Genomic DNA, 24,789 nt, shown 5'->3' with positions numbered 1-24,789 from the left:
TTCCATGATGATGCAGCCGATGAAGCCGGCGCCCATCTGCAGCACCTTGGCACCGGGCTGGGCGAGGTTGGCGATGGCGCGCGCGTCGGCCAGGGTCCAGCAGCTGTGCACGCCGGGGCCGTTGATGCCGGGGACCGGCGGCGTGGCGGGCGACGAACCGGTGGCGATCAGCAGCTTGTCAAACGTGAGGGTGCTGCCGTCGCTCAGCTCGATGGTCCGCTTGGCCGCGTCCAGCACCTTGGCGCGCACGCCGCGTTTGACGGTGATGTTCAGTGCCTCGAAATGTCCGGCCGTGTGGCGCAGGTGCGTGCCCTCTTCGCCCACCTTGCGGATGAGCAGGTAGGGAATGGCCATGCGGGAATACGGCGCTTCGTTTTCGTCCCCGATCACGGTGATCTGGTCCTTGGGCGCGTGCTTGCGGATGGTTTCGGCCGCGATGACGCCGGCCGGGCCGGCGCCGAGGATGACGTGGTGGGTCATGAAAGTGTTCTCCAAAAAAAAGAAGCGGTCACGGGGACCGCTTCTTGATTGCATCAGTCCCCGATGCGCAGGATCAGAGACCCAGGCGCGCCTTGGTGTCGGCGGTCGGATGGCCTTCGGTGTCCCAGCCGCGCACGGCGTAGTACTTGGGCAGCATCTCGCCGAGCTTGCTCACGGTGCCCTTGCCCGGGCCGGTCTTGGCGGCTTCGGTCATCAGGCGCTTGGGCAGGTTGTCGTCGGCCTTGGTGAAACCGGCGGCGTTGTTGAACTCGCGCTCCATGTTCCAGATGCGCTCGCCGATGTGGTTGAGGTGTTCCATCGTGAACTCCTCGCCGCAGGCGGCCTGCACCTGCGGTGCCACGTCGGCCAGGGTCCAGGCGAAGCTGGTGAAGATGCAGATGCCGGCGGAGTCGAAGGCGGCGGTCGCGTCCTGGAAGGCCTTGACCAGTTCGGGCTTGCCCTCGCTCTCGGACGGTTCGGTCTTGACCGGGATGCCCAGCACTTCAGAGGCGATCGTGTAGCCGCGCAGGTGGCAGGCGCCGCGGTTGGACGTGGCGTAGGCCAGGCCGATGCCCTGGATCACGCGGCCGTCGTAGGCGGGGAATTCCTGGCCCTTGACGCTCATGGACAGGTCGGGGTGGCCGTACTTGGCGGTCAGGCGTTTGGAACCCAGGCCGATCTCTTTGCCGAAGCCTTCGCCGCGGGCGGTCATCACTGCCAGTTCGCACAGGGCCTTGGCCGAGCCGAACGGCGCCTCGATGCCGATCTGTTCCTTGGTGAGCACGCCCATTTCGTACAGCTCCATCACCGCACCGATGGTGGCGCCGAAGGAGATCGGGTCCATGCCCTCTTCGTTGCAGATCAGGTTGGCGAACTGCAGCGCTTCGAGGTCGTTGACGCCATTGGCGGCGCCCAGGGCCCAGGCGGCTTCGTATTCCAGGCCACCGTTGGCGCCCCAGTACTCGGGCTTGTTGGCGACCGAGAAGTGGCCTTCGTCGATCTTGCTGATGCGGCCGCAGGCGATGGTGCAGCCGAAGCAGGCCTGGTTGGTCACCAGGTGCTTCTTGCCGTCGGTGGCGCGCGGCGTGGCCATGGCTTCGGCCGAGATGTCCTTGGCGCCCTCGAACTGCACGTCGCGGTGGTTGCGCGTGGGCAGGCCTCCGATTTCGTTGATCACGTTCATCAGCACCTGGGTGCCGTAGGTGGGCAGGCCCTGGCCGGTGACGGCGTTGTCGGCCAGCACCTTCTTGGCGGCCTTGGCGGCGGCCATGAAGGCCTTGGGATCGCGCACATTGCCGACGCCCTTGGTGCCGCGCACGGCGATGGCCTTGAGGTTCTTGGAACCCATCACGGTGCCCACGCCCGAGCGGCCGGCCGCGCGGTGCAGGTCATTCACCACGGCCGCGTACAGCACGCCGACTTCACCGGACTTGCCGATGCTGGAGACGCGCAGCAGCGGGTCCTGCAGGCTGGTCTTGAGCGTTTCTTCGGTTTTCCAGACGCTCTGGCCCCAGAGGTGTGAGGCGTCGCGCAGTTCGGCCACGTCGTCGTTGATGTACAGGTACACCGGCTTGGCCGACTTGCCTTCGAAGATGACCATGTCCCAGCCGGCCATCTTGAGCTCGGCGCCCCAGTAGCCACCCGAGTTGGAGCAGGCGATGGCGCCCGTGAGCGGGCCCTTGGTGACGACGGTGTAGCGGCCGCCGGTGGAGGCCATGGTGCCGGTCAGCGGGCCGGTGGCCCAGATGATCTTGTTTTCCGGCGACAGCGGATCGACCTTGGGATCGATTTCGCTGATCAGGTATTTGGACGCCAGGCCGCGCGAACCGAGGTAGGCACGCGCCCACTCCATGTTCAGCGGTTCGGACGTGACGGTGCCCGCGCTCAGGTTGACGCGGAGGATTTTTCCAGCCCAAGACATGTTGTCGCTCCTTGAATGTGTTGGGGGATCAGGCGGCGGACGGCTGGTTGCCCAGCTTGTCGGCCCACTGCTTCATCTTGTCGATGCCGGTCCAGTTGGCGTCCACGAAGGTGATCGCGCCGGTCGGGCAGGCGTCGGCACAGGCCGGGTCGCCGCCGCACAGGTCGCACTTCTGGACCTTGCCGGTTTCCTGCACGTAGTTGATGGTGCCGAAGGGGCAGCTGATGGTGCAGACCTTGCACCCCACGCAGGTGGTCTCGTTGACCACCTTGGCGCCGGTCGCCTTGTCCACCGTGATGGCTTCCACCGGGCAGGCGTGCAGGCACCAGGCCTCGTCGCACTGGGTGCAGGTGTAGGGCACCTTCTTGCCGGTGTGGTGGAAATCAAAAACCTTGATGCGCGACTTCGAGGTGGCGTAAGTGCCGTAGTTCTCGAACGAGCAGGCCATTTCGCACTGCAGGCAGCCGGTGCATTTGTCCGGATTGATGTGCAGGACTTTCTGCATTTGATTCTCCGTGGGGTGTTGGCGCTTCTTATGCTGCACCTTGCTTATGAAAAGGGATGCCTAGGCATTGTTGAAGGCTTGTGAGGCTTTGAACTCAGGGTTATCCCGCAATACTCCTCAGCGTCGCCGCAAATTCTCAAAATGCAACACAAGCCCCTTGGCACGCTTGCTGCTGATGCCTGACCAACCGTCACCCGAGCAGCACCACAAGACCCGAGACACCCATGGCACCAGCACCCGGCACACTGACCGCCACCAGCCAGCACCGCCTGCAACAGATCGAGCAGGCGCGCCGCGCCGTGCTGGGCGAAGACGAGGTGCTCGGCGCACCCAGGGTCGAGCCCTGGATCGAACGCTCCTGGCGGCGCTGCCTGGCGCAAGGCCAACGGCCGCAGCAGCGCATCGGGTTCGAGGCCGTGTCCGCCCCGGCCGTGCGCCGCGCACTGGACGCCAACCAGCCCTTGTTGCGCGCGGCCGCACCGGTGATCCAGTCGCTGGCCCGCGCCATGGCCGACACGGGCTACTTCGCCATCCTCACCGACCCCCAGGGCGTGGTGATCGATGTCAACGGCCCGATCGATCACCACAACCGCCTGGCACACCTGATCGCGCGGGTGGGCGTGGACCTGTCCGAACGCGCCGTGGGCACCACCGCCATCGGCACCACGCTGACCGAACAACAGCCGGTGTGGCTGCACCGAGGCGAACACTTCTTTGACGACACCAGCGCCTACAGCTGCGCCGGCGCCCCGCTGTTCGGCCCCGACGGCCGCTGCGTGGGCATGCTGGACCTGACCGGCATCCACGTGCCCGAGCGGCCTGCGCTCAAGCACCTGGTCACGCAGTCCGCCCTGAGCATTCAGAACGCCATGCTGCTGGCGCAGCCCCACCGCCTGCTGCTGCGCCTGAACTGGCCAGGCCACCCCCTGGGCGCCGATGGCGACGGCCTGCTCGGCGTCGGCGCGGACGGCCACATCACCGGCGCCAACCGCGCGGCCGCCCACATGCTGGGGCTCACGGACGCCCCCTGGCCGCATTGCAGCGATGTGTTCGCGGTCCCGACCGACCACCTGTTCGACGCCGCGCGCGCCCGGCGTCCGGCGGTCGAACTGCCGCTGTGGTCGAGCCTGCGGGTGCAGGTGCTGGCCCGGTTGCACGGCAGCCCGTGCGACATCCGCCCCGCCGAGGCGGCCGGGCCAGCGACCCGCGCGACCGTGCCGTTGAAGGACCTGGAAACCGCGCTGATCCGCCAGGCGGTGGACGAGGCCCGCGGCAACGTCATGCAGGCCGCCCGCACCCTGGGCATCAGCCGCGCCACGGTCTACCGAAAACTGAACAAGCGGTGACCCCGCGCCGCCCGGGGCGCCATCCAAGGAAGCACATCCAACGGGATGCGATTCACTGGAGCGAGGCCTGTATCACCCTGGGATTGTCCGGAGCGCAATGTCTTGGTCCAGAACGCGGTGGAACCGGCTTCGCCGGGCCACTCGCCTTGCCCCCAGGGGGGCTGAGGGCTGCGGCTCCAAGTCTGCCTGCGCAGACTTGGACAGCCCGAAGATCCACCGACTCTGACGGTGGCGCGGCCTGCAAGGCACGCCGCAGGCGGCGCGGGGCCTGTTCAAGGCGCGGTCAGCGTCAACCCGTGCTTCTGGAACAGGGCCAGCAGTTCGCCCGAGCTGCGCAGCTGCTGCACGGCCGCGTCAATGGCCTGCCCCAGCTCTTTGTGGCCGGCCTTGATGGCCATGCCCACGGGCCAGCCCCGGTCGGGGATGTTGCCCAGGACCAGCTCGGTCAGCTGGAAGTGCTCGGGCCGCGGGCTCAAGGTGGCCAGCACCGACTCGGCCTGTGCCCGGGTCACATAGGCGGCGGCGGCCTTGCCCTCCACCACCTGCTGCGCGGCGGCCGGCCCGCTGGGATGGATGGACACCTGGTTGCGCAGCAGCCCGCCGCCATAGCCCATGAGCAGGCTGGCTTGGCCGGCGCCACGTTCGGCCGCCAGCGGCAGACCCTTGAGGTCTTCGGGCGTGCGCACCTCGGCCAGCTTGCGCGTGTCCAGCAGCAGCACCGGCACCTGGCGCATGTAGGGCGCAAAAATCAGTGCCTGCCGGTTCTCGTTGATCAGGTAACGGTCCACCGGCACCTGCAGCATCACGTCGGCCGGGCCGTAGCCCAGGTAATGGCCCTTCCAGACCATGTTGCGCAGGTCGTCGTTCATGTTCTCGCCGGCATCGAAGGGCAGCAGCGAGAGCTTGAGGCCCAGCTGCCGGGCCAGCGCCTCGGCCAGACCCACATCAAGACCGGTCATCGCGTTGGCCGGACCCGACGAAAACGGCGCGTTGTCCTTGTAGACCGCCACCTTGAGCGCGCCGCTGGCCTTGATGCGGGCCAGGTCGGTCAGCTCCTGCGCGTGCAGCGCCGGCAGCCCGGCCAGCAGGGGCAAGCAGGCGGCGGCGCCGAGCACGCGGCGCCGCGAGATCGACAGGGAGGATGGGGTGGGTTTGTTGTTGTTCAGCGGCATGTGTGTTGTCTCCGGTTGTAGGACCTGTTCCCCCGAGCGCGTTCAAGGTTCGCGGCGCGTCTCGATGTAGGTGCGGATCGACCAGATCGCTTCTTGCGACAGCGTGCCTTCGAACGGCGGCATGTACACGCGGCCGTCGCGCACACGGCCGCGCCGCACGGTGGCCAGGAAGTAGTCGTCCATCTCCTTGAAGCAGGCTTCCTTCTTGGCCGGATCGGACAGGCCGGTGCAGTCGCTGTCCAGCTTGCGCAGGTCGGGCGAGATGCCGCCGGAAATCGCTTCCAGGCCGTGGCAGCGCGCGCAGTTCTGGTTGTAGGCCGATGTGCCGATGCGCAGCGCCTCGCCACGCGCCGGGCTCTTGTCGTTGTAGGGGTTGGCCTCCAGCCACTTGGCGCCCAGCTGGGGCAGCGTGTGGGTGTCCACAGCCTGCGGCACCACGTCGCCGTGGGCCATGACGGCCACAGCCACGAAGGCGGTGGCGCTGATCACCAGTGCGCCTTGCAGCACACGCTTGGGCAGACGGATTCGGGGGAAGTTCATGGGGCTTGTCTCCGTTGTTCAGAAAGGGAAGTGAAAAGGCTTCTGAACACCGGTCTGCAAAAAGCTTGCCACCGCCGCCCGTGCCGCACAGCCACACCGCAACACCGCTGCACCGCCGCGCAGTGCTCCAAATTGCACCAATTGCGCCGCGCGCATTGTCACAGTGCCCGGTACAGCCTTGCACCGGGCACAAAACCAAGGGTCTTTCCCTATGGCCGACTACTTGCTATCTCGTCTGTGCACCGTAGCGGAACAGGCTGTTGCATCCGGGCAGACCCTTGTGTTGATGCCCGCCACAGATATGAAGACAATTGCATGAGTCAAAGAGACAACAATACCGATCCCGAGTCCCTGTCCGATCCGATGCGCGAAGCGTCGTGGGCGCCGGATTACTGGGTGGGTCTACCCCCGGACCCTGGAGACAACATGAACGCCGCTTTGCACCCCCATGGCCCCGCGCCCGCGCAGGGGTCGCTCCAGCCCGCGACCGGTCTGCCGGTCGATGTGATCGGCCAGTCGCACCAGCGCTCGGCCTCGTTCGGGCTGCGTGAAAACGACGTGCCCGACTTCACCAGCGCCCTGCGCGGCGACCTGCACAACGCGCTGGACGACAACCGCTTCCTGTTCCAGCACGCCGCGCCGGTCATGGAGACGCTGTACGACCAGATCGCCAACACCCACAGCATGGTGCTGCTGACGTCCTCGCGCGGCATGGTGCTGCACTCGCTGGGCGACACCGATTTCCTCGAAAAAGCCTCGCGCGTGGCGCTCACGCCGGGCATGGACTGGTCCGAACAGAGCAAGGGCACCAATGCCATCGGCACCGCCCTGTCCGAGCAGGAAGCGCTCACGGTGCACGGCAACCAGCACTACATGAACGCCAACAAGTTCCTGACCTGTTCGGCCGCCCCCATCTTCGATCCCTACGGCCAGGTGATCGGCGCACTGGACGTGACCGGTGACCAGCGCAGCTACCACCAGCACACGCTGGCGCTGGTGCGCATGTCGGCGCAGATGATCGAGAACCACATGTTCGCGGACATCTTCCCCAAGGCCATCCGCATCCATTTCCACACGCGCTCGGAATTCCTGGGCACCCTGGTCGAAGGCATCGCGGTGTTCTCGCCCGAAGGCCGTTTCATCTCGGCCAACCGCAGCGCACAGTTCCAGATCGGCCTGCCGTTCTCGGCGCTCAAGGCGCACACCTTCTCGTCGCTGTTCGGCATCCCGATGTCGTCGCTGTTTGAACTGTTCAGCGGCGCCATGCCGGCCCCCAAGCAGCTGGTGCTGCACAACGGCGTCACGGTCTGGTGCCGCGCCAAGCTCAAGACGTCGGCACCGTGGTCGGCTGGCCGTGCCGATGCGGCGTCCAGCGGCCAGGCAACGGCCCCTGCTCCCGTGGCGGCCGACGAGCCCAGGGCAGCGCCGCCGCGCAAGCCGCACCTCTCGACCCTGCAGTACCTGGACACCGGCGACGCCCAGGTCGCCTCGGTCATCCACAAACTGCGCATGGTCTCGGGCAAGGACATCCCGATCATGATCCTGGGCGAAACCGGCACCGGCAAAGACCTGCTGGCCCAGGCCATCCACGGTGACTCGCCCCGCGCCGGCCAGCCCTTCGTGTCGGTCAACTGCGCCTCGATTCCCGAGACCCTGATCGAGTCCGAACTGTTCGGCTACGAAGAAGGCGCCTTCACCGGCGCGCGCAAAAAGGGCTCCATCGGCAAGATCCTGCAGGCCAACGGCGGCACGCTGTTCCTGGACGAGATCGGCGACATGCCCAAACACCTGCAAGCGCGCCTGCTGCGCGTGCTGCAGGAACGCAAGGTGAGCCCGCTGGGGGCCGGCAAAGAGGTGGACGTGGATGTGGCCGTGGTCTGCGCCACGCACAAGAACCTCAAGGACATGATCGCGCGCGGCGACTTCCGCGAAGACCTGTACTACCGCCTCAACGGCCTGGTGGTGCGCCTGCCGGCGCTGCGCGAGCGCAGCGACTTCGAACTGGTGGTGCGCAAGATCCTCAAGACGCTGTGCGAGAACGGCCAGAACATCAACCTCTCGGCCGAGGTGCTGGACCTGTTCAAGCGCTACCACTGGCCCGGCAACTTCCGCCAGCTGCACAACCTGCTGCGCACCGCCGTGGTCATGGTGGGCTGCAGCGGCAACATCGAGGTGGCGCACCTGCCGGACGACTTCCTCGAAGAACTGCAGCTGACGCCGCCCACCCACGTGATGCCCATGCCCAGCGCCCAGCACCTGCCACCGCTGGTGACGCTGCCGGTGACGCCCGCCGAAATGAAAGAAGCCAGCCAGTCCGACGGGCAGCGCCTGCAGGACGTGGCGCTGAGCGCCATGGCGCAAATGCTGCGCCTGCACAAGGGCAACGTGTCGGCCGCCGCCAAGGCGCTGGGCGTGTCGCGCAACACCATCTACCGCAAGAAGGACCTGCTCCCACCGGGGACTTTGTAACCCCTGGTGCTGGCGAACGTCAGCGCGTGTCCGGCGCGGAGTGTCCCGTTTCAGGGTGCGGTGGAACCGGCTTTGCCGGGCCACTCGCACCGCCCCTCGGGGGTGACGCCGCAGGCGGCGCGGGGGGATCCACCCTGTCCATCCACACCGGCTCCAGCTCGCGCCAGGCGCGCTGGGCGTTGAAGCCCTGGCGTTCGGCGTGGCCGGCCCAGGCGCTGTACGCGGGCAAGGTCAAGGTGGTGGCGTCGCTGGCTTGCAGGCCCTGGTCCATGGCGTTCAGCACCTCGGTGCGCAGCGCGCTCAGATAGGCGCGCGTGTCCGTCAAAGCGGGCGGCAGGCTGTTCGGGTCGGCGGCCACCGACACGGTGTTGCCCAGCACCACCGCCGGCCGCAGCGCGGCCAGCCGGTCCAGCGCGGCCAACCAGCCGTCCAGGCTGCCTTGCGCCAGTTCGGGCAGGCGCTGCCCGTACACCAGCCCCCCGGCCCACAGCAGGCGCCGCTGCGCATCCCACAGCACCAGGTCGCCTTCGGTGTGGCCCTGCTCGATGCGCAGCACCCGCAGCCGGTGCGGACCCACACGCAGCACATCGCCCTCGGTCAGCGTGCGGGTGGGCAGCACGATGCGGGTGCCCGCCATGGCGTCTGCGCCGGCCTTGGCGGTGAGGCTGGCCAGACACGCCGGGCAGCGCTGGGCCATGCCCATGCGCGTGGCGGCGCTGGCCAGGATCTGCACCTGGCCCGCCGCCTGCAGGTCGGCAAAGGCCGAATTGCCCAGCACGTTTTCGGCGTGGGCATGGCTGTTGACGATCCAGCGCACCTGGGCGCCGAAGCGACAGGCCAGCGAGCGCCGCACGCGCTGGCCGTGCGCGTGGCTGGGGCCGGGGTCGATCAGCAGCGCCTGCCGGCCGTGCACCACCACGGTGGTGGGCACCACATGGCCGGCGTTCGTGGTCGATACCTCGGCTTCGGCGGCCGGGCTCCAGCGCCAGACGCCCGCCGCCACGCGTTGCCAGGGCACATCGTCGGCGCAGCGCGTCGCTGCCTGCGCCGCGGCGGCGCCCGCCCACAGGCCGATCAGCAGCACCGCGCACACCGCGCGCACCGCCTTCATGGCGGCGCTCCCTGCACCCGCTCGTGCAGCGCGGCCAGCAGGTCGGGCTCGTGCCCCAGGTGGCCGCTCAGGGGCATGGTCAGCCGCCCCCCGGGCGCGGCCCAGCGGCGGCTGTTGGCCGGCGGGCACACGGTGTCGCAGCGCCCGTGCACCCAGTCGATGGGCACGCCCTGCCCGTTCAGGGCATGCACCGCCCGCCCCAGGTCGGCCGGCCGCAGAAACCCCCGGTGCCGCAGGTAATGGGCCTGCACCCGGAACTTGGCCAGGGCCTGCCGGTCGGCCCGGCCGATCCGGGGCCGATCCGCCTGGGCCTGTGCGCGGCGCTGGCGGCGGCGCAGGGCCGCCCATTCGCGCCGGATCGCCGGCACCAGCCCGCTGCTGCGCCCGGCCAGCGCGGCCTGGCGCAGGCTGCGCCGCAGGCCGCGTTCGGCCAGATCGGACTCCAGCACCGCCCAACGCCGCACCACCGGCACAGCCCCGCGCAGCGGTGCAACAGCGGCTGTTCCACTTTGAAGCAGTTGTGTCAGCCGACGCAACGCCACCGGCAGCGGTGTGCCCGGCCGAACCGGCCAGCCCGGCACGGCACCCAGCCGTTGCGTGGTCTGGCGGGTGGGCAGCAGCAGCCCCCCGATCTCGCGCCGGCTGAGCGCAAACGCCCCGCGCAGCACCAGGCGCTGCACGCGCTGCGGGTGCTGTTGCGCGTAGGCCAGCGCCAGCACCGTGCCCCACGACCCCGCCAGCACCGACCAGCGCGCCACGCCCAGGTGTTCGCGCAAGGCCTCCAGATCGGCGACCAGTGCCTGCGTGTGGTTGCCCAGCAGGCCACCGCGTGGGCGGCTGGCGCCGCTGCCGCGCTGGTCGGGTGCGATGGCCCACTGGCGCGCGAGGTCCAGCGGCGCCAGCAGGCCGGGCTGGGCGCCGCTGCCCGGGCCGCCGTGCAGCAGCAGCCAGGGTTCACCCCCCGCGGTGCCCAGGCTGCGCCAGGCCATGCGGTGGCCGCGCCCCACCGGCAAGTGCTCGGGCGCCGGCCAGGCGAGTGCCGCCCTAGGGACATCCCTAGGGCGGCGGGAAATGGCATCGATATTGCTGTTCAAGGGAGCGGCTCGCGGTGCTGTGGAGCAGTCGAGCTGGCAGTCAGTTTTCATGCCAACCCCACTTCAGGAGACGAATGATGCAATGGACCACCCCGGCTTTCACCGATTTGCGTTTTGGTTTTGAGATCACGATGTACATCGCCAACCGCTGATCGGCGCAGACAGGCCCCAGGCGCACGCGTGTTCCACCCGTGCGCCTTTTTTTCTTGAACGACTGAAACACTGCCATGCGCATCCGCGTTCTGGGTTCATCGGCCGGCGGCGGTTTCCCTCAGTGGAACTGCAACTGCCCCAATTGCGACGGCGTGCGGCGTGGCACGCTGCGCGCCACGCCGCGCACACAGTCGTCCATCGCACTGAGCGCCGACGGCATCGACTGGCTGCTGGTCAACGCCTCGCCCGACATCCTCACCCAGATCCAGCGCACGCACGCGCTGCAGCCGGCCCGCGCCATCCGCGACAGCGGCATCGCCGCCGTGCTGCTGATGGACGCGCAGATCGACCACGTGACCGGCCTGCTGATGCTGCGCGAGCGCAAGACGCCGCTGCCGCTGCTGGCCACACCCGAGGTGTTCTCCGACATCTCCAGCGGTTTTCCCATCACCGGCATCCTCTCGCACTACTGCGGGGTGGCCCGACAGGAACTGCCGATCGACGGCAGCGCGGTGCACATCCCCGCCCTGCCCGGCCTGCAGCTGCAGACGGTGTCGCTCTCGTCCAAGCCGCCACCGTATTCACCCTTTCGCGGCAACCCGCGCCCGGGCGACAACATCGGCCTGCTGATCACCAACCCCGCCACCGGCGCGAAGGCCTTCTACGCACCGGGGCTGGCCGAGGTCACGCCCGAGCTGATCGCGCTCATGAGCGGCTGCGCTGTGGTGCTGGTCGACGGCACCTTCTGGACGCACGACGAAATGCAGCGCCTGGGCCTCTCGACCAAGGCCGCGCTCGACATGGGCCACCTGCCGCAAAGCGGCCCGGGCGGGATGATCGAACAGCTGGACCGGCTGCCCCCCGGCGTGCGCAAGGTGCTCATCCACATCAACAACACCAACCCCATGCTGGTGGAAGACTCCGACGAGCGCGCGCTGCTGACGCGGCACGGCATCGAGGTCGCCCACGACGGCATGAGCATTGAGATATGACCCCCTGCGCCGCTCCGCGTCTTCCCCCTCCAGGGGGACCACACCAGTGGCCCGGCAAAGCCGGTTCCACGGTGTGTGCTGGGCAAGTCACTTCTTCAACATTCGCGTTTGTAGGAACCTGATCTTGGAAATCGCCCAATCCATCCGCACCGACGGCCACCTGCCCGCCTGGAACGCGCAAGAGTTCGAAGCCCAGCTGCGCGACAAGGGCCGCAGTTACCACATCCACCACCCGTTCAACGTGCGCATGAACTCGGGTGGTTGCACGCCTGACGAGATCCGCTGCTGGGTGGCCAACCGCTTTTATTACCAGATCTGCATCCCGCGCAAGGACGCGGCCATCCTGGCCAACATGCCCGACCGCGAGCACCGCCGCCTGTGGATCGAACGCATCCTCGACCACGACGGCCACGGCAACCACCAGGGCGCCGCCGCCGGCGGCATCGAGGCCTGGACGCGCCTGGGCGAGGCCGTGGGCATCTCGCGCGAGGAGCTGTGGTCGCTGCAGCACGTGGTGCCCGCGGTGCGCTTCGCCTGCGACGCGTACGTGAACTTCGCGGCCAAGGCGCCCTGGCAGGAAGCCGTGTGCTCGTCGCTGACCGAGATGTTCGCGCCGCAGATCCACAAGGACCGCCTGGCCACCTGGCCGACCCACTACCCCTGGATCGAGGCCGACGGCCTGGCCTACTTCCGCAGCCGCATCCCGCTGGCCAGCCGCGATGTGGAACACGGCCTGCGCGTGACGCTGGCCCATTTCCAGACCCGCCCGCAACAGCACCACGCGCTGGACATCCTGCAGTTCAAGCTGGACATCCTCTGGACCATGCTGGACGCGATCGAGAAGGCATGTCAGGGATGAACGCCCCCCTGCCCCGCTGCGCGTCTTCCCCTCACTCAACTTGTCACGCATTGACATGAACCCGCTGCCGCTCACACCCAAGCTCTCGCGCAAGTTCCGCCTGCAGTTCGAGCCGGCGCAGGACCGCTGGGTGCTGCTCTACCCCGAAGGCATGGTGCAGCTCAACCCGAGCGCGGCCGAAATCCTCAAATGCTGCGATGGCACGCGCACCCTGCCCGGCATCGTCACCGAGCTCGAGGCCGCGTTCCAGGCCAAAGGCATCGAGCCCGACGTGCGATCGCTCCTGGAAGAAGGCCAACGCCGTGGCTGGATCGAGTGACCCCGCCGGCCCGCCGCTGTGGCTGCTGGCGGAGCTGACCTACAAGTGCCCGCTGCACTGCGTGTTTTGCTACAACCCCACGCTGCACGCCCAGGTGACGGACGAGCTGAGCACCGCGCAGTGGGTGGACGTGATGACGCAGGCGCGCAAGCTCGGTGCCGCGCAGCTGGGCTTTTCGGGTGGCGAGCCGATGCTGCGCGACGACCTCGAAGAACTCGTGCAGGAGGCGCACCGGCTGGGCTACTACACCAACCTCATCACCTCGGGCGTGGGCCTCACACCCGCCCGCGCGCAGAAGCTCAAGGACGCCGGGCTCGACCACGTGCAGCTCTCGTTCCAGGACTCGACCAAGGAACTCAACGACTTCCTCAGCCACACCAAGACCTTCGAGCTCAAGCAGCGCGTGGCCCGGCTGATCAAGCAGCACGACTGGCCGATGGTGATGAACTGCGTGCTGCACCGGCACAACCTGCCGCACGTGCGCAAGATCATCGACATGGCCGTGGCGCTGGAGGCCGAGTACCTCGAACTGGCCAACACCCAGTACTACGGCTGGGCCTGGATCAACCGCGACCACCTCATGCCCACGCGCGAAGAACTCCAAATCGCCGAGGCCGAAGTGAACGCCTTCCGCGCCGAGCAGGACGCCAACCCCACGGGGCAGAAATGCCGCGTGCTGTTCGTCGTGCCCGACTATTTTGAAGAGCGCCCCAAGGCCTGCATGAATGGCTGGGGCGCTGTGTTCCTGTCCATCGCGCCCGACGGCCTGGCCATGCCCTGCCACAACGCGCGCGACCTGCCCGGGCTGTCGCTGCCCAACGTCAAGGACGTGCCGATTGCCGACATCTGGCAGCGCAGCAACGCCTTCAACGCCTACCGCGGCGACGCGTGGATGAAACCCACCTGCCGCAGCTGCGACGAGCGCCACAAGGACTTTGGCGGCTGTCGCTGCCAGGCCTTTCTGCTCACCGGCGACGCCGCCGAGACCGACCCGGTGTGCAGCAAGTCGGCCCACCATCAGAAGGTGGTGGCGGTGGTGAAGAACGCGTCCAGGAACCGCCACATCCCCATCGTGTTCCGCAGCGACGCGGAATCGCGGCACCGGCATCCCGAACCTTCACGTGCCACAGCGGCGGACGGCTCTGCGCCGGGAACCGCATGAACGCCACCAGCGCCCCCACCCACCGCATGCTCGGGGCCTTGCTGGTGCGGCGCCTGCCCGGCAGCGCACACCCCCCGTTCAACATCGAGCGCGCCGAGCAGGGCCTGTTCCTGCTCTGGCTGGCCTTCATGGGTCTGCTGGGGTTTGCGGCGCTGCTGCTGTGGCAGGCGGGCGCCTGGCACCGGCTGATCGAGGCCGACCCGACGCGCCTGACCATCGTCATCGTGCTGCTGTTCGTCGGCTGTTCGGGCTGGGTCGGCCACCGCGCCTGGGTGCTTGGCCGCCAGCGCACCGCGCTCGACCAGGTGCAACGCGCAGGCCCACACGCCGACAGCTGGAGCGGTGAATTCCTGCACGGCACGGCGCAGCCCGGGGCCGACCGTGCCTCGTGGCTGCTGGTGCTGGGCGAGCGCGCCCACGGGGCGCACGAAATGGCCTGGTGGCTCAACGGCATACAGCTCAAGCTCGGCCTGCTGGGCAAGGTGATCGGCTTTTCCATCCTCGCGCTGCAGCTGGGCCAGATGGACAGCTTCGACCCCAGCCAGAGCGCCCAGCTGCTCAAGAGCCTGACCGGTGGTCTGGGCATCGCGCTGCTGACCACCGTCACCGGCCTGACCGGCAACATCCTGCTGGGTCTGCAGCTGATGCGGCTGGACCGTTTTGCCGACGCCCTGGTGGCCGATGCGCTGGCGCTGTCACTGGCCACCGACGCCGCACCCGGAGGAACGCCCGATGGCGATCGGCCGAGCGGTCCGTGACACCGAAGTCGACCCGTTCTACGACATGTTGTTCAACATGTTGATCGCCTTCGTCTTCTGTTTCGTCATCGCCATCCTGGCCTTCAACCCCAACGCCCGCAAGGCGGGCGACGTGCCGGCCAAGGCCGAGTTCATGGTCACCGTCTCGTGGCCCGACGGCAACCCCAACGACGTGGACGCCTGGGTCCAGGAGCCCGGCGGCAAGACGCTGTGGTTCCGCCAGCGCGACGCCGGCCTGCTGCACCTGGACCGCGACGACCGCGGCGCCAAGAACAGCAGCGTGCTGGTCAACGGCCGCACCTTCAGCAGCCCGATCCGCCAGGAGATCGTCACCCTGCGCGGCATCGTGCCCGGTGAATACGTGGTCAATGCCCACTACTACGACAGCGGCGACCAGCAGCCGGTGGACGTGAGCGTCGCCGTGGTCAAGATCAACCCGCAGGCCGAGATCGTCTACACCGGCACGCAGCAGATCCCGCGCAAGGGCGACGAGCGCACGCTGATCCGCTTCACGCTGGACGACGCCGGCCAGGTGCTGGACCTGAACACCAACCCCAAGACCATCGTGCAGCGCACGGGACTATGAAACACCCCCTGCGCCGCTTCGCGTCTTCCCCCTCTCTCGCCTGCGGCGGGAGGGGGACCGCTCCTGTGGCCCGGCAAAGCCGGTTCCACGGAGCGCCTGGCATGCGGTCACGCGCTCCGGTAAGGCCCCTGGAGCTGCACCCCCTGCACCGCTCCGCGTCTTCCCCCTCTCTCGCCTGCGACCATCCCCCATGATCCCTGCCGTTTCCTCCCAGCTCTTGCTGCTCGTCATCGTCTACGCGCTGCTGGCGTTTCTGCTGCTGGTGCTCTGCCTGGGCACGCGCTGGCACTGGGGCTTCAAAGCCGCGCTGGTGCTGCTGGTCAGCGGTTTCTACGCCTTCGGCCACCAGACCTTCAAAGGCGTCTCGGGCTGGCCGGCCGAGGACGAGCTGCCGCGCCAGTTCGTGCTGCTCTCGGCCGTGTTCGACGAGCCCAGCCCCGGGCGCGGCCACCCCGGCGCAATCTTCCTCTGGGTCCACCCCATGAAGGACAACGCACCGCTGGCCTTGCCCCGCGCGTTCACGCTGCCCTACGAAAAAGACCTGCACCGCATCCTGGGCGACGGCGTCAAGAAAGCACGCGACGGCAACACCCAGCTCGGTGAAACGGCCCCCCGCCGCGGCCAGGGCGGCCTGGCCTGGCTGCTGCCCGCCAGCAACGACAAGGTCGAGATCAAGTTGCGCGATCTGCCCCGCGCACAACTCCCCGAAAAATGATGACGCCCCCTGCGCCGCTTCGCGTCCTCCCCCTCTCTCGCCTTCGGCGGGAGGGGGACCGCAGCTGTGGCCCGGCCAAGCCGGTTCCACGGTGCGACCGGTCTGCCGCGCCTGCCTGGCTGGCGGCTGGGCTGACCTTGCTGCTGTCGGGATGCTCGGGTCGTGACATGGGCAACGAATGGTTCCCGCTGCGCGAGGGCGATGAACAGTCGCTTGCCGTGACCTATGCGATGGACGAACCGCGCGAGCCCGAGCAATGGACCATCGGGGTCCAGGCACCCACCACCTTCCAGGACCAGCCCGTGGCCGTGCGCCACCACTCGGCCGGCGTGAGCTACTACCTGAAGGTGGACGAGCAAGGCATTCGCCGCGTGGCCATCCGCACCGACATCGACGACGCCCCCACGGCCGACGCCGAACCGGTCTGGGTGCTCAAGGCCCCCTATGCGGTGGGCACCGAATGGACCACGGTCACCGTGCCCTACCTGATCCAGCGCAAGAACGAATACCCGCGCGAGCTCAAACACACCCACAAGGCGCAGATGACCTGGCGCATCGAGGCCGTGGACGATGTGGTGCAACTGGCCGACGGCAGCACCCACCGGCCCTGCCTGCGCGTGGTGGGGCAGGCCCAGCTGAACCTCTACACCGATCCGGTCAACGGCTTCACCGACGTGCCGCTCACCAGCCGCGAGTGGTATTGCCAGGGCGAGGGGCTGGTGAAGTTCGAGCGGGAAGAAAAACTGCCGCCGGGTTTCATGACCGGAGGCTCGCTGCGCGCCGAACGCAGGCCCTGAAACGAAACCCCCAAGCAAAACGCGCTGCCAAGGCAGCGCGTCAGGTGGATGGGCCGTGAGGACGTGGCTCAGCGCTTGCCGCCGCCGCCACCACCGCCGTTGCCGCCACCCTTGCCGCCGCCACCACCCTTGCCGTTGCTGCTGCCAGCGCCCTGGCCGCGGGCCGATGTCTGGTCGGACGAAGCGGCTGCAGCCACATGGGTCTGCGCCTTCGCGGCACGGTTCTCGGCACTGACCACCGCGCCCAGGCGCAAGCCCAGGCTGTTGGCGATGGCACCCCAGCCCATGCCCTGGTCACGCAGGGACTGGACATCGGCCGTTGCCAAGGCCATCTGTTCGGTGGTCGGTTCGGTCACGCCTTGCTGGACCAGATTGGCCCGGGCGATCTGCAGGGCAAAGCTTTGCTGGCGGGCAGAAGGGCTCACTGTCGCTTCCACCGTCGGCGCCTCTACCGTCGGCGTTTCTACGGTCGGCGTTTCCACAAGATCGGCCGCCAGCGCCACCGCGGCGGACAGGCCAGCGAGCGCCAGCACCAGTGGGCGAAAAGACATCATCGGAACAGGCAACAGTTTCATTAAAAACTCCAGATGGGCTTAAAAAGACCGGGACGCCATGCTACCGAATCGGCCGGCGTGCGGGGGTAGCCAAATGTGAGCAGATGCAGCGGGCGGGTGGACACGCGGCCCGCCCGCGCGGTTTCACTCGATCCGCAGTTCCTGCACCCAGCGCGCCCCGGGCGCAAACGCGTCGCGGTCCATCGGCCCATAGGGCGGCACGTCCAGCGGATCGGGCGGCACGCCGATGCGGTTGAGGTCCACCGCCTGCGGGGTGCCGACCAACGCGGTGGGCGTCACGGCGAAGCGGAACAGCACGCCGTTCCACAACTTGGCGCCGAAGTCGGCCGGCTGCTTGTAGAAAAACAGCAGGCTGTGTTCGAGCCAGGCGAGGTCGGTGGCGGACGCGGTGCCCGGCTGGCGGTACGGATAGGGCACGAAACAGGTGATTTCCTGCGCGGCCGGCAGGCACTTGAATTCGCGCATGGAAAGGAAGTGGTCGCGCAGCACCAGCGGGTCGATGCGCACACTGAACCGGGCCGTGCCGCCGCTGTCGGGCAGGGGCGTGAAGCTCACGGTGCCGATGCGGGTGCGGGCCTGGTCCCGCGTGACGGCGACCAGGGCCTTGTCGCCCTGGAAATCAAACGCCTGGGAACCCGCGGGTGCCAGCCACACGGCCCCCGCGAACAACGCCTGAAAGACCGCGCGCGTGCGCGGCCCGGGGCGCTTCACTGGATGGTCATCACCCATTGGGCCAGGGTCTTGACGTCGGCCGCGCTCATGCTGGAATGGGCGGGCATGGGGATGCGGCCCCATTTGCCTTTGCTGCCGTTCTGGATGGACTGGGCCAGCGAGGCCACGGCGTCCTTGTCGTCCTTGTACTTGGCCGCGACCGCGGCGTAGGCCGGACCCACGATTTTTTCGTGGCTGGCGTGGCAGGACAGGCAGCCGTTGGCCTTGGCCAGCTCCAGGGCGGCGGCGGCATCCAGCGCGTGGGCGGAAGAGCTGGCCGCAGCCAGCACGGAAGCGATGATGAAAAGTGAGCGCATGACAGATCTGCCGGAAAGAGAAAGAAACAACAGGCAAAAAAGAAGGCGGTGTCAACCGTGTGCACTGCGTGCCGCGGCCGACACCGCCCCGTACATGGCAGGGCCCCCAGCCCGATCAGGCCGTTCCCTGCCGCCGCTGAAAAATCACTTCATGAGCTTGAAGGTCCAGACCGAGCCGCCCTGTTCCAGGAAGTTGACCTTCTTGGCCACTTCACCGCCCCACAGGGGAACCGCACCGCCCCAGCCGGACACGACGGAGACGTACTGCTCGCCGCCTTCGGTCCAGGTGATGGGAGGCGCGACCACGCCGGAGCCGGTCTGGAACTGCCACACCACCTTGCCGGTCTTGGCGTCGGCAGCCTTCAGATAGCCCTCGGGCGTGCCCCAGAACACCAGGTCACCCGCGGTCAGCACGCCACCCCAGAGCGGGGCCTCGTTCTTGACTTCCCAGGCCACCTTGCCGGTCTTGGGATCGATCGCGCGCAGCGAGCCGATGTGGTCGTCGAACAGCGGCTTGATGGTGAAGCCGGCGCCCAGGTAGGCCGCGCCCTTCTTGTAGGTGATGGGCTCGTTCCAGATCTCCATGCCCCATTCGTTGGTGGGCACGTAGAACAGACCGGTCTTGGGGCTGTAGGCCATGGGCATCTGGTTCTTGCCACCCAGGAAGCCCGGGGCCGAGAACACGGACTTGCCCTTGGCACCGTCGCCACCGGCGGCGGTCGGGTCGCCCGGGCGGTTGGCCGGGTCGTAGTTCGGGCGGCCGGTCTTGAGGTCGATGCCGGTGGCCCAGGTCACCTTCTTGACGAAGGGGAATGCGTTGAGCAGCTTGCCGTTTTCGGCGTCCATCACGTAGAAGAAGCCGTTGCGGTCGGCCTTGGCGCCGACGCGCTTGCCGTCCATGTCGAAGGTGATGAACTCGTTCACGCCGTCGTAGTCCCAGCCGTCGTTGGGCGTGGTCTGGTAGTGCCACTTGATCTGGCCGGTCTTCACGTCGATGGCGACGGTCGAGGCGGAATAGAGGTTGTCGCCCTTGCGCACGTGGCTGTTCCACGGGCCCGGGTTGCCGGTGCCGAAGTAGGCCAGGCCGGTCTTGGCGTCGTAGGTGCCGCCCAGCCAGGTGGCGGCGCCGCCGGTCTTCCAGGTCTCGCCCGGCCAGGTGGCGTTGGTGGTGCCGGTGATGCCGTTTTCCTTGCCGTCCTTGTAGCCCATGTGGCCTTCGACCACGGGGCGGGACCAGACCATCTTGCCGGTCTTGGGGTCGCGCGCTTCCACGCGACCGACCACACCGAACTCACCACCGGACACACCGGTCAGCAGCAGGCCTTCGGCGATCAGGGGGGCGGCGGTGTAGCTGTAGCCCGCAGAGTAGTCGTCGATCTTCTCGCGCCAGACCACCTTGCCGGTGTTCTGGTCCAGGGCGACCAGCTGGGCGTCCAGCGTGCCGAAGATGACCAGGTTGTCGTACAGGGCGGCGCCGCGGTTGATCACGTCGCAGCAGGGCATGATGCCTTCGGGCAGGCGGTGCTCGTACTTCCAGAGCTTCTTGCCGGTCTTGGTGTCCACCGCGTAGATGCGCGAGTAGGACGCGGTGACGAACATCTTGCCGTTGTTCACCAGCGGCTGGCTTTGCTGGCCGCGCTGCTTTTCACCACCGAAGGACATGGACCACACGGGCACCAGCTTGCTGATGGTTTTTTCGTTGATGCCGGTCAGCGTCGAATGGCGCTGGCCTTGCGTGCCCAGGCCCCAGCTCAGGACGTTGTCGGGCGTGGCGGCGTCGTTGGCGATCATCGCGTCGGTCACGCCCTGGGCGCCAACGTGGGCCGTGGCGGCCATGACCAAAAGGCTCAATAGAGTGCGTTTCACTGTGTGTCTCCTGCTCGTGCGTGAGGTTGATGTGTCTGTGGCTTGGCTCTCGTGCCGCCCGGCTGCTCGCTGTGGGTTTCCCTCCAGCCGGTGACTGGCACGCTTTGATAAATGGCAACTTCTGTGCCAGTGACACACCTAGGGTTTTCACGGGCCGATCCGGGGCTCTGGAGCGCCCGCACCACCCTTTTTTTGCCCGTCGAGCGGGCGCGGTGTGTCCCGGCCGCCCGGTCCGTTGCGTCACCGCTGTGACAGTGTTCAGAAATGTCGCAACCCGCGGTGCAACAGCGGGGCGCAGTGCGACGCGCTCAGCGCGGCGCGGGCGTGGTGCCGCCCAGCACCTGCTGCTCGTAGCGCGGGTACCACTGCGTCAGGCTGCGGTGCAGCTCGGCCGGCTGCGCGGCCCAGCGGGCAAAACGCTCGGGCACCGGCAGGCGCAGCACCTCGCCCAGGTCCAGGCCGCGTTCGGCGCTGCCTTGCATCTGCGCGCCCAGCCACTGCAGCCAGTCGCGCGTCTGGCCGATGCCGGCCGTGCCGTCGTGCACCGGGCCGTGGCTGGGCACCACGGTGCGGAACTGCCCCGCCGCGTGCCACTGCGCCAGCGTGTCCAGGCTGGCCGTCCACGGCGCGAACTGGGCGTGGGGCGTGGTGGGCACGCGCTCGGCGAACACCAGCCCACCGGCGAACAGCACACCCGTGGTGTGGTCGATCAGCACCAGGTCGTCGGCCGTGTGGCCGTGCAGGCGGCGCAGCTCCAGCCGGTGGCCACCCACCTGCAGCGTCTGCGGCAGGGCCTTGGGGTCCAGGCTCTCGCGCGCGGGCGTGGACTCGGTGCCTTTCATCCAGTCGCCGCACAGGCGGTAGAGGTTGTCGGCATAGGCGCTGCCTTCGGCCTGCATGCCGGCCACACTGCCGGCCAGGGCCTGCGTGGGCCGGTCGGCCCAGGCCTGGTGGCCAAAGAAATAGTCGGGGTGCAGGTTGAGCGCGATCACGCGGCGCACCGGCTCGCGCGTGACGCGCTCGATGGCCCGGCGCTGCTGCTCGCCGTACAGGCGCGAGGGGCCGGTGTTGATGACCACCACCCCGTCGCCGGTGACGATGAAGCCGGTGTTGATGATGTTGCAGCCGTTGGCGCGGCTGAAGTCGGCCACCTCGCCTTCGATCACCCAGGTGCCGGGCGCGATCTGGCGCGGTTTCAGGTCGTAGTCCAGCCGCGCCAGGTCGGGCTTCGAAGCCAACGGCGGCACCGGCACCGGCTGGGCCTGTGATGCGCTGGCGCACAGCGCCAGCAGCATCCACGACAGGCGCCTCACCCGCACCGCCCTCCGATCCGGCGCCGGGCCGCCCCAAGCCGGATCAGCCCCCGGACCCGGCAAGGACCGGGTCCCTTCCCGTTCCAGGGGCAGCGACCCGCGCAGCGGTGGAGCCGCGAAACGGCGCCGTAGGCGATGGATCGCAAGGGGGCTCATACGGACACCTCGGCGTCGATGCGGTTGCCGTTGTTGTCGCGCCCGACCAGGCGAAACGCCTTGGGCGAGAGCGTGGGCAGCTCGAAGGTGATGAGCGGGTTCTCGGACACCGGCTCGTGCAGCGCGATGCGCCACCAGGGCCGGCCGTCCGGGTCCTGCAGTTCCATCTGTTCGATGTAGAACGCCGGCACGCCCGCCACCAGCCCGGTGTCCATGGGGTGCATCACCCGCAGGCGCAGGCGGCGGCTGCCATCGATCACGTTGTTGAAAAAGCGCGCCTGCACCTGGCCCAGGGTCCTGCTCCACGAGCCATCGGCCCGCGTGAGACCCGGCACCGTGCAGCCGCCCCCCGCCGCCTGCACCCAGGTGCTGCCCACGTGCCACTGGCCGTCGCGCGTCTGCACAAAGGCGCGCACCGGCGAGGCCTGTTCCATGCGGATGCGAAAGGCCAGCATGGGCAGCGCGCGCAGCGGTTCAAAGTCCAGCACCTGGCGCACCGGGTTGCGGTCCACCGAAACACGGATGCGCTGCACGCCCCCACCCACAGCATCCAGTCCGCGGGCATCCACCAGCAGGGGCACGTTCATCGCGTCGTCGGCAAAGGCCGGGCCCTTGACCAGCACCTGCTCGGTGAACCGGGCGCTGGCCTGGCCGATGGTCTGCTCGCGCAGGCCGGGGTACTGCATGGAGCCCAGCGGATCGCCGCCGGTCTGGTCGTCCTGAGCCAGCACGGGAGCGGCCACCAGTGAGGCCGCGGCCTGCAGCCATTGACGGCGGGTTCCTGTGAAGCGCATCACGTCATCTCCTGTTGTTGTGCTCAGCCGCCGGGCTTCTTGCTGACCCAGCCGCGTTGCGGGTCGTAACCCCACAGCGCGGCCAGAAAGAACACCACCGTGCAGCCCAGCACCACCGCCCAGGCCGTGCCGTTGAACTGCCCGTACAGTGCAAAACGGATCGCCTCCACCGCGTGGGTGAAGGGGTTGGCCTGCGCGAGCTTGAGCAGCCACCAGGCGCCCGACTCTTCCAGCTTCCACAGCGGGTACAGCGCCGGGCTGATGAAGAACATCGGGAAGATCACGAAGTTCATGGTGCCGGCGAAGTTCTCCAGCTGCTTGACGTAGACCGAGAGCACCAGCCCGACCGAGGCCAGCATCACCGCGCCACACACCATGGCCAGCAGGGCCGCCGGCAGGTGGGCCAGCGGCACCTCGACCCCGAAGGCCCAGGCGATCAGCAGAAACACCACCATCTGCAGCAGCGACAGCGCGGTGCCCGCCAGCAGCTTGAAGGCCAGCAGCCAGCCGCGCGCCAGGGGCGCGGTCAGCAGCAGGCGCATCACGCCCATCTCGCGGTCGTAGACCATGGACAGCGAGCTCTGCATCCCGTTGAACAAGGCGACCATGCCCAGCAGGCCGGGCACCATGTATTCCTTGTATTCGACGTAGGTTTCGTAGGGCGGCGCGATCGCCACGCCGAACACGTTGTGGAAACCGGCCGAGAACACCACGAACCACAGCAGCGGCCGCACCAGCGCCGAGCCCAGGCGCGTGGGCTGACGCAGGAAGCGGCCGATCTCGCGCCCGACCACCGCACGCAGCGCGCGCAGCAGGTGCGGCAACAGGGCCGGCGGCTGGTTCAGGGTCGTTGCTTGCATGCGCTCTCCGCTTCGTCCACGCCCAGGGTGTCCATGATTTCTTTCGGGTGCAGCACGCCGTCCAGCGGGGCCACGCCGACCACGCCATCCACATGGCTGAGCAGGATGGGCTGGCGCAACTGGCCGTCCCAGGCGCGGAAGCTCAGGCGCGGCCCCTTGAAACCGTCCACCGCCACCGGCCCGCCGCGCAGGGCCTTGAGCTGCTGCGCGATGGGCGCCTTGGGCAGCTCGGCCAGCACGGTGGCCACGGCCCGCCCGGCCATCCAGGCGGCCCAGTCGTGGCCCGTCATCGGCCGCAAGGCCCCCTTGGCAAAACGGCGTGAGAGCTGTGGGCCGCCGTTGCGCTCCCACAGCGGATGCCAGGGCACGGCCACCAGGCCGTTGGCGCCCACCACCGGCCGCGGCAGCTGCGTCGCGTAGGGCACGGTGCGGGCGAACTCGCCGTCGCTGTCGAGCACCGCCACCACCTCGTGCTCGCGGTCGCTGCCGGTGAGCAGGCGCACATTGCCCAGGTCGCGCTCGCGCGGGTCGCCGGTGAGCTTGAAAGGTTTGCTGGCCGTGGCCTTGACGCCGTAGCGTTTGGCCGAGCGGTTGAAGGCCTCGGCCATCAGCGCATCGCCCGGCAGCGGCCCCTGCAGCACCAGCGCCTTGCGCCAGTTGCGCGCCGCCAGGTACTGCGCCAGCGCGTCGCTGAGCATGGCGCGGCTGGGCACGGTGTGCAGCAGGTGGGCGGCGCACTGGGCGCCGCGCAGCGCGTCGTCATCGGCCGCAGCGTTGAGCACGATGGCGCCACCCAGCGCGGCGGGTGCGGCCTGCACCAGCGCGCGCAGCTCGGGCGCCGGCAGGTCGGCCACGATGTGCTGCACCTTGGCCGCTTTCAGATCGGCCAGCGCTTTCGCCAGGCCGGCCACGTTCGGCAGCACCACGTCCTTGACCACCAGGCTGATGCCGGCCGCGTCCAGCTCGAAGGCCGAATCCTCGGCCGCCAGCTTCACGCCATCGATGGCGCGCCCGGTCGGGTGACCGGGGTAGGCCTTCTCCAGCCGCCGCGGCGCGTGGCGCGGATCGCCGTCGAGCGACACCACTGCGATGGTGACTTTCGTGGCAGCCAATGCCGGCTGAGAAAACCAACCAAGCACACACAGCAACGCCAAACCGGCAGAGCGCCACAGACCCATCCAGGGCTCCCGCAGAACCGGCTTGGCCGGGCCGCTGGGA

General features: G+C 68.3%; 26 protein-coding genes. 11 read left to right on the top strand and 15 right to left on the bottom strand.

What is annotated here, in order from left to right; all coding sequences use genetic code 11:
* From RMP09_RS03285 to RMP09_RS03275, 3 genes are all read right to left on the bottom strand, one after another.
* A partial coding sequence (locus tag RMP09_RS03285; protein WP_310564575.1) for an FAD-dependent oxidoreductase occupies positions 1–480 on the bottom strand: 480 nt, incomplete at its 3' end.
* A 73-nt stretch (positions 481–553) separates the two neighbouring features.
* The gene (locus RMP09_RS03280) at positions 554–2,401 is read right to left on the bottom strand and encodes an aldehyde ferredoxin oxidoreductase family protein (RefSeq protein WP_310564574.1); all 1,848 of its coding nucleotides are present in this window, start codon (positions 2,399–2,401) and stop codon (positions 554–556) included.
* A gap of 28 nt (positions 2,402–2,429) precedes the next feature.
* Positions 2,430–2,906 carry a 4Fe-4S dicluster domain-containing protein gene (locus RMP09_RS03275; protein ID WP_310564573.1) on the bottom strand — a complete coding sequence of 159 codons (477 nt, stop codon included), beginning with the start codon at positions 2,904–2,906 and terminating at the stop codon, positions 2,430–2,432.
* Positions 2,907–3,130: 224 nt separating this feature from the next.
* Here RMP09_RS03275 and RMP09_RS03270 point away from each other — a divergent pair, with 224 nt between their 5' ends.
* Positions 3,131–4,252: a sigma-54-dependent Fis family transcriptional regulator gene (locus RMP09_RS03270; protein WP_310564572.1), complete on the top strand. Its 1,122-nt coding sequence runs from the start codon at positions 3,131–3,133 to the stop codon at positions 4,250–4,252.
* Between the two features lie 272 nt (positions 4,253–4,524).
* Here RMP09_RS03270 and RMP09_RS03265 read toward each other — a convergent pair whose 3' ends face one another.
* Together RMP09_RS03265 and pedF are read right to left on the bottom strand one after the other, a co-directional pair.
* Positions 4,525–5,424, bottom strand: a complete 900-nt coding sequence (locus RMP09_RS03265; protein WP_310564571.1) for a transporter substrate-binding domain-containing protein — start codon at positions 5,422–5,424, stop codon at positions 4,525–4,527.
* A gap of 42 nt (positions 5,425–5,466) precedes the next feature.
* Entirely contained in the window at positions 5,467–5,964 is a 498-nt protein-coding gene (pedF, locus tag RMP09_RS03260) for a cytochrome c-550 PedF (protein ID WP_409559677.1), read from the bottom strand.
* A gap of 426 nt (positions 5,965–6,390) precedes the next feature.
* On the opposite strand from pedF, the gene RMP09_RS03255 reads away from it, so the two are divergent.
* Positions 6,391–8,433: a sigma-54-dependent Fis family transcriptional regulator gene (locus RMP09_RS03255; RefSeq protein WP_310564570.1), complete on the top strand. Its 2,043-nt coding sequence runs from the start codon at positions 6,391–6,393 to the stop codon at positions 8,431–8,433.
* A 19-nt stretch (positions 8,434–8,452) separates the two neighbouring features.
* On the opposite strand, the gene RMP09_RS03250 is transcribed toward RMP09_RS03255, so the two are convergent.
* Both RMP09_RS03250 and RMP09_RS03245 read right to left on the bottom strand, forming a co-directional pair.
* Positions 8,453–9,544, bottom strand: coding sequence for an MBL fold metallo-hydrolase (locus tag RMP09_RS03250; protein ID WP_310564569.1), 1,092 nt, complete (start codon positions 9,542–9,544; stop codon positions 8,453–8,455).
* On the bottom strand, positions 9,541–10,533 hold the full coding sequence (locus RMP09_RS03245) for an alpha/beta fold hydrolase (RefSeq protein ID WP_310564568.1): 993 nt from the start codon (positions 10,531–10,533) through the stop codon (positions 9,541–9,543). The genes RMP09_RS03250 and RMP09_RS03245 overlap by 4 nt, the downstream gene beginning before the upstream one ends.
* 182 nt (positions 10,534–10,715) lie before the next feature.
* Between RMP09_RS03245 and pqqA the strand changes: the two genes are divergently transcribed.
* From pqqA to RMP09_RS03200, 9 genes are all read left to right on the top strand, one after another.
* Positions 10,716–10,790 (top strand): pyrroloquinoline quinone precursor peptide PqqA, encoded by a 75-nt coding sequence (gene pqqA, locus RMP09_RS03240; RefSeq protein ID WP_068167214.1) that lies wholly within the window; start codon positions 10,716–10,718, stop codon positions 10,788–10,790.
* 75 nt (positions 10,791–10,865) lie between these two features.
* A complete protein-coding gene (gene pqqB, locus RMP09_RS03235) occupies positions 10,866–11,783 on the top strand; it encodes a pyrroloquinoline quinone biosynthesis protein PqqB (RefSeq protein ID WP_310564567.1) in 918 nt (305 codons plus the stop codon).
* A gap of 124 nt (positions 11,784–11,907) precedes the next feature.
* Positions 11,908–12,642: a pyrroloquinoline-quinone synthase PqqC gene (pqqC, locus tag RMP09_RS03230; RefSeq protein ID WP_310564566.1), complete on the top strand. Its 735-nt coding sequence runs from the start codon at positions 11,908–11,910 to the stop codon at positions 12,640–12,642.
* Positions 12,643–12,697: 55 nt separating this feature from the next.
* Positions 12,698–12,961 (top strand): pyrroloquinoline quinone biosynthesis peptide chaperone PqqD, encoded by a 264-nt coding sequence (gene pqqD / locus RMP09_RS03225; RefSeq protein ID WP_310564579.1) that lies wholly within the window; start codon positions 12,698–12,700, stop codon positions 12,959–12,961.
* Complete coding sequence (pqqE, locus tag RMP09_RS03220; RefSeq protein WP_310564565.1) at positions 12,945–14,123, top strand: pyrroloquinoline quinone biosynthesis protein PqqE; 1,179 nt, start codon at positions 12,945–12,947, stop codon at positions 14,121–14,123. The genes pqqD and pqqE overlap by 17 nt, the downstream gene beginning before the upstream one ends.
* Complete coding sequence (locus RMP09_RS03215) at positions 14,120–14,881, top strand: hypothetical protein (protein WP_310564564.1); 762 nt, start codon at positions 14,120–14,122, stop codon at positions 14,879–14,881. The genes pqqE and RMP09_RS03215 overlap by 4 nt, the downstream gene beginning before the upstream one ends.
* A complete protein-coding gene (locus RMP09_RS03210; protein WP_310564563.1) occupies positions 14,856–15,467 on the top strand; it encodes a hypothetical protein in 612 nt (203 codons plus the stop codon). Before RMP09_RS03215 ends, RMP09_RS03210 begins: the two co-directional genes overlap by 26 nt.
* Positions 15,468–15,657: 190 nt before the next feature.
* The gene (locus RMP09_RS03205; protein WP_310564562.1) at positions 15,658–16,182 is read left to right on the top strand and encodes a hypothetical protein; all 525 of its coding nucleotides are present in this window, start codon (positions 15,658–15,660) and stop codon (positions 16,180–16,182) included.
* Between the two features lie 167 nt (positions 16,183–16,349).
* Entirely contained in the window at positions 16,350–16,979 is a 630-nt protein-coding gene (locus tag RMP09_RS03200) for a hypothetical protein (protein ID WP_310564561.1), read from the top strand.
* Between the two features lie 68 nt (positions 16,980–17,047).
* Here the strand turns inward: RMP09_RS03200 and RMP09_RS03195 are convergent, their stop codons facing one another.
* From RMP09_RS03195 to RMP09_RS03160, 8 genes are all read right to left on the bottom strand, one after another.
* Entirely contained in the window at positions 17,048–17,554 is a 507-nt protein-coding gene (locus tag RMP09_RS03195; protein WP_310564560.1) for a hypothetical protein, read from the bottom strand.
* Positions 17,555–17,677: 123 nt separating this feature from the next.
* Entirely contained in the window at positions 17,678–18,208 is a 531-nt protein-coding gene (locus RMP09_RS03190) for a hypothetical protein (protein ID WP_310564559.1), read from the bottom strand.
* A gap of 53 nt (positions 18,209–18,261) precedes the next feature.
* A complete protein-coding gene (locus tag RMP09_RS03185; RefSeq protein WP_310564558.1) occupies positions 18,262–18,582 on the bottom strand; it encodes a c-type cytochrome in 321 nt (106 codons plus the stop codon).
* A 144-nt stretch (positions 18,583–18,726) separates the two neighbouring features.
* The gene (locus tag RMP09_RS03180) at positions 18,727–20,418 is read right to left on the bottom strand and encodes a PQQ-dependent methanol/ethanol family dehydrogenase (RefSeq protein WP_310564557.1); all 1,692 of its coding nucleotides are present in this window, start codon (positions 20,416–20,418) and stop codon (positions 18,727–18,729) included.
* Positions 20,419–20,756: 338 nt separating this feature from the next.
* The gene (locus RMP09_RS03175; RefSeq protein ID WP_409559676.1) at positions 20,757–21,761 is read right to left on the bottom strand and encodes a quinoprotein relay system zinc metallohydrolase 1; all 1,005 of its coding nucleotides are present in this window, start codon (positions 21,759–21,761) and stop codon (positions 20,757–20,759) included.
* Positions 21,762–21,913: 152 nt separating this feature from the next.
* Entirely contained in the window at positions 21,914–22,711 is a 798-nt protein-coding gene (locus RMP09_RS03170) for a quinoprotein dehydrogenase-associated SoxYZ-like carrier (RefSeq protein ID WP_310564555.1), read from the bottom strand.
* A 23-nt stretch (positions 22,712–22,734) separates the two neighbouring features.
* On the bottom strand, positions 22,735–23,571 hold the full coding sequence (locus RMP09_RS03165; protein ID WP_310564554.1) for an ABC transporter permease: 837 nt from the start codon (positions 23,569–23,571) through the stop codon (positions 22,735–22,737).
* Complete coding sequence (locus RMP09_RS03160; protein ID WP_310564553.1) at positions 23,553–24,683, bottom strand: branched-chain amino acid ABC transporter substrate-binding protein; 1,131 nt, start codon at positions 24,681–24,683, stop codon at positions 23,553–23,555. Before RMP09_RS03160 ends, RMP09_RS03165 begins: the two co-directional genes overlap by 19 nt.
* Between the last annotated feature and the right edge of the window lie 106 nt (positions 24,684–24,789).

Source organism: Hydrogenophaga sp. (assembly GCF_031426985.1).
In the GTDB taxonomy this organism is placed as follows: Bacteria; Pseudomonadota; Gammaproteobacteria; order Burkholderiales; family Burkholderiaceae_C; genus Hydrogenophaga.
Note: the sequence above shows the minus strand (reverse complement) of the source record. Positions and strands in the feature narration are given on the sequence as shown.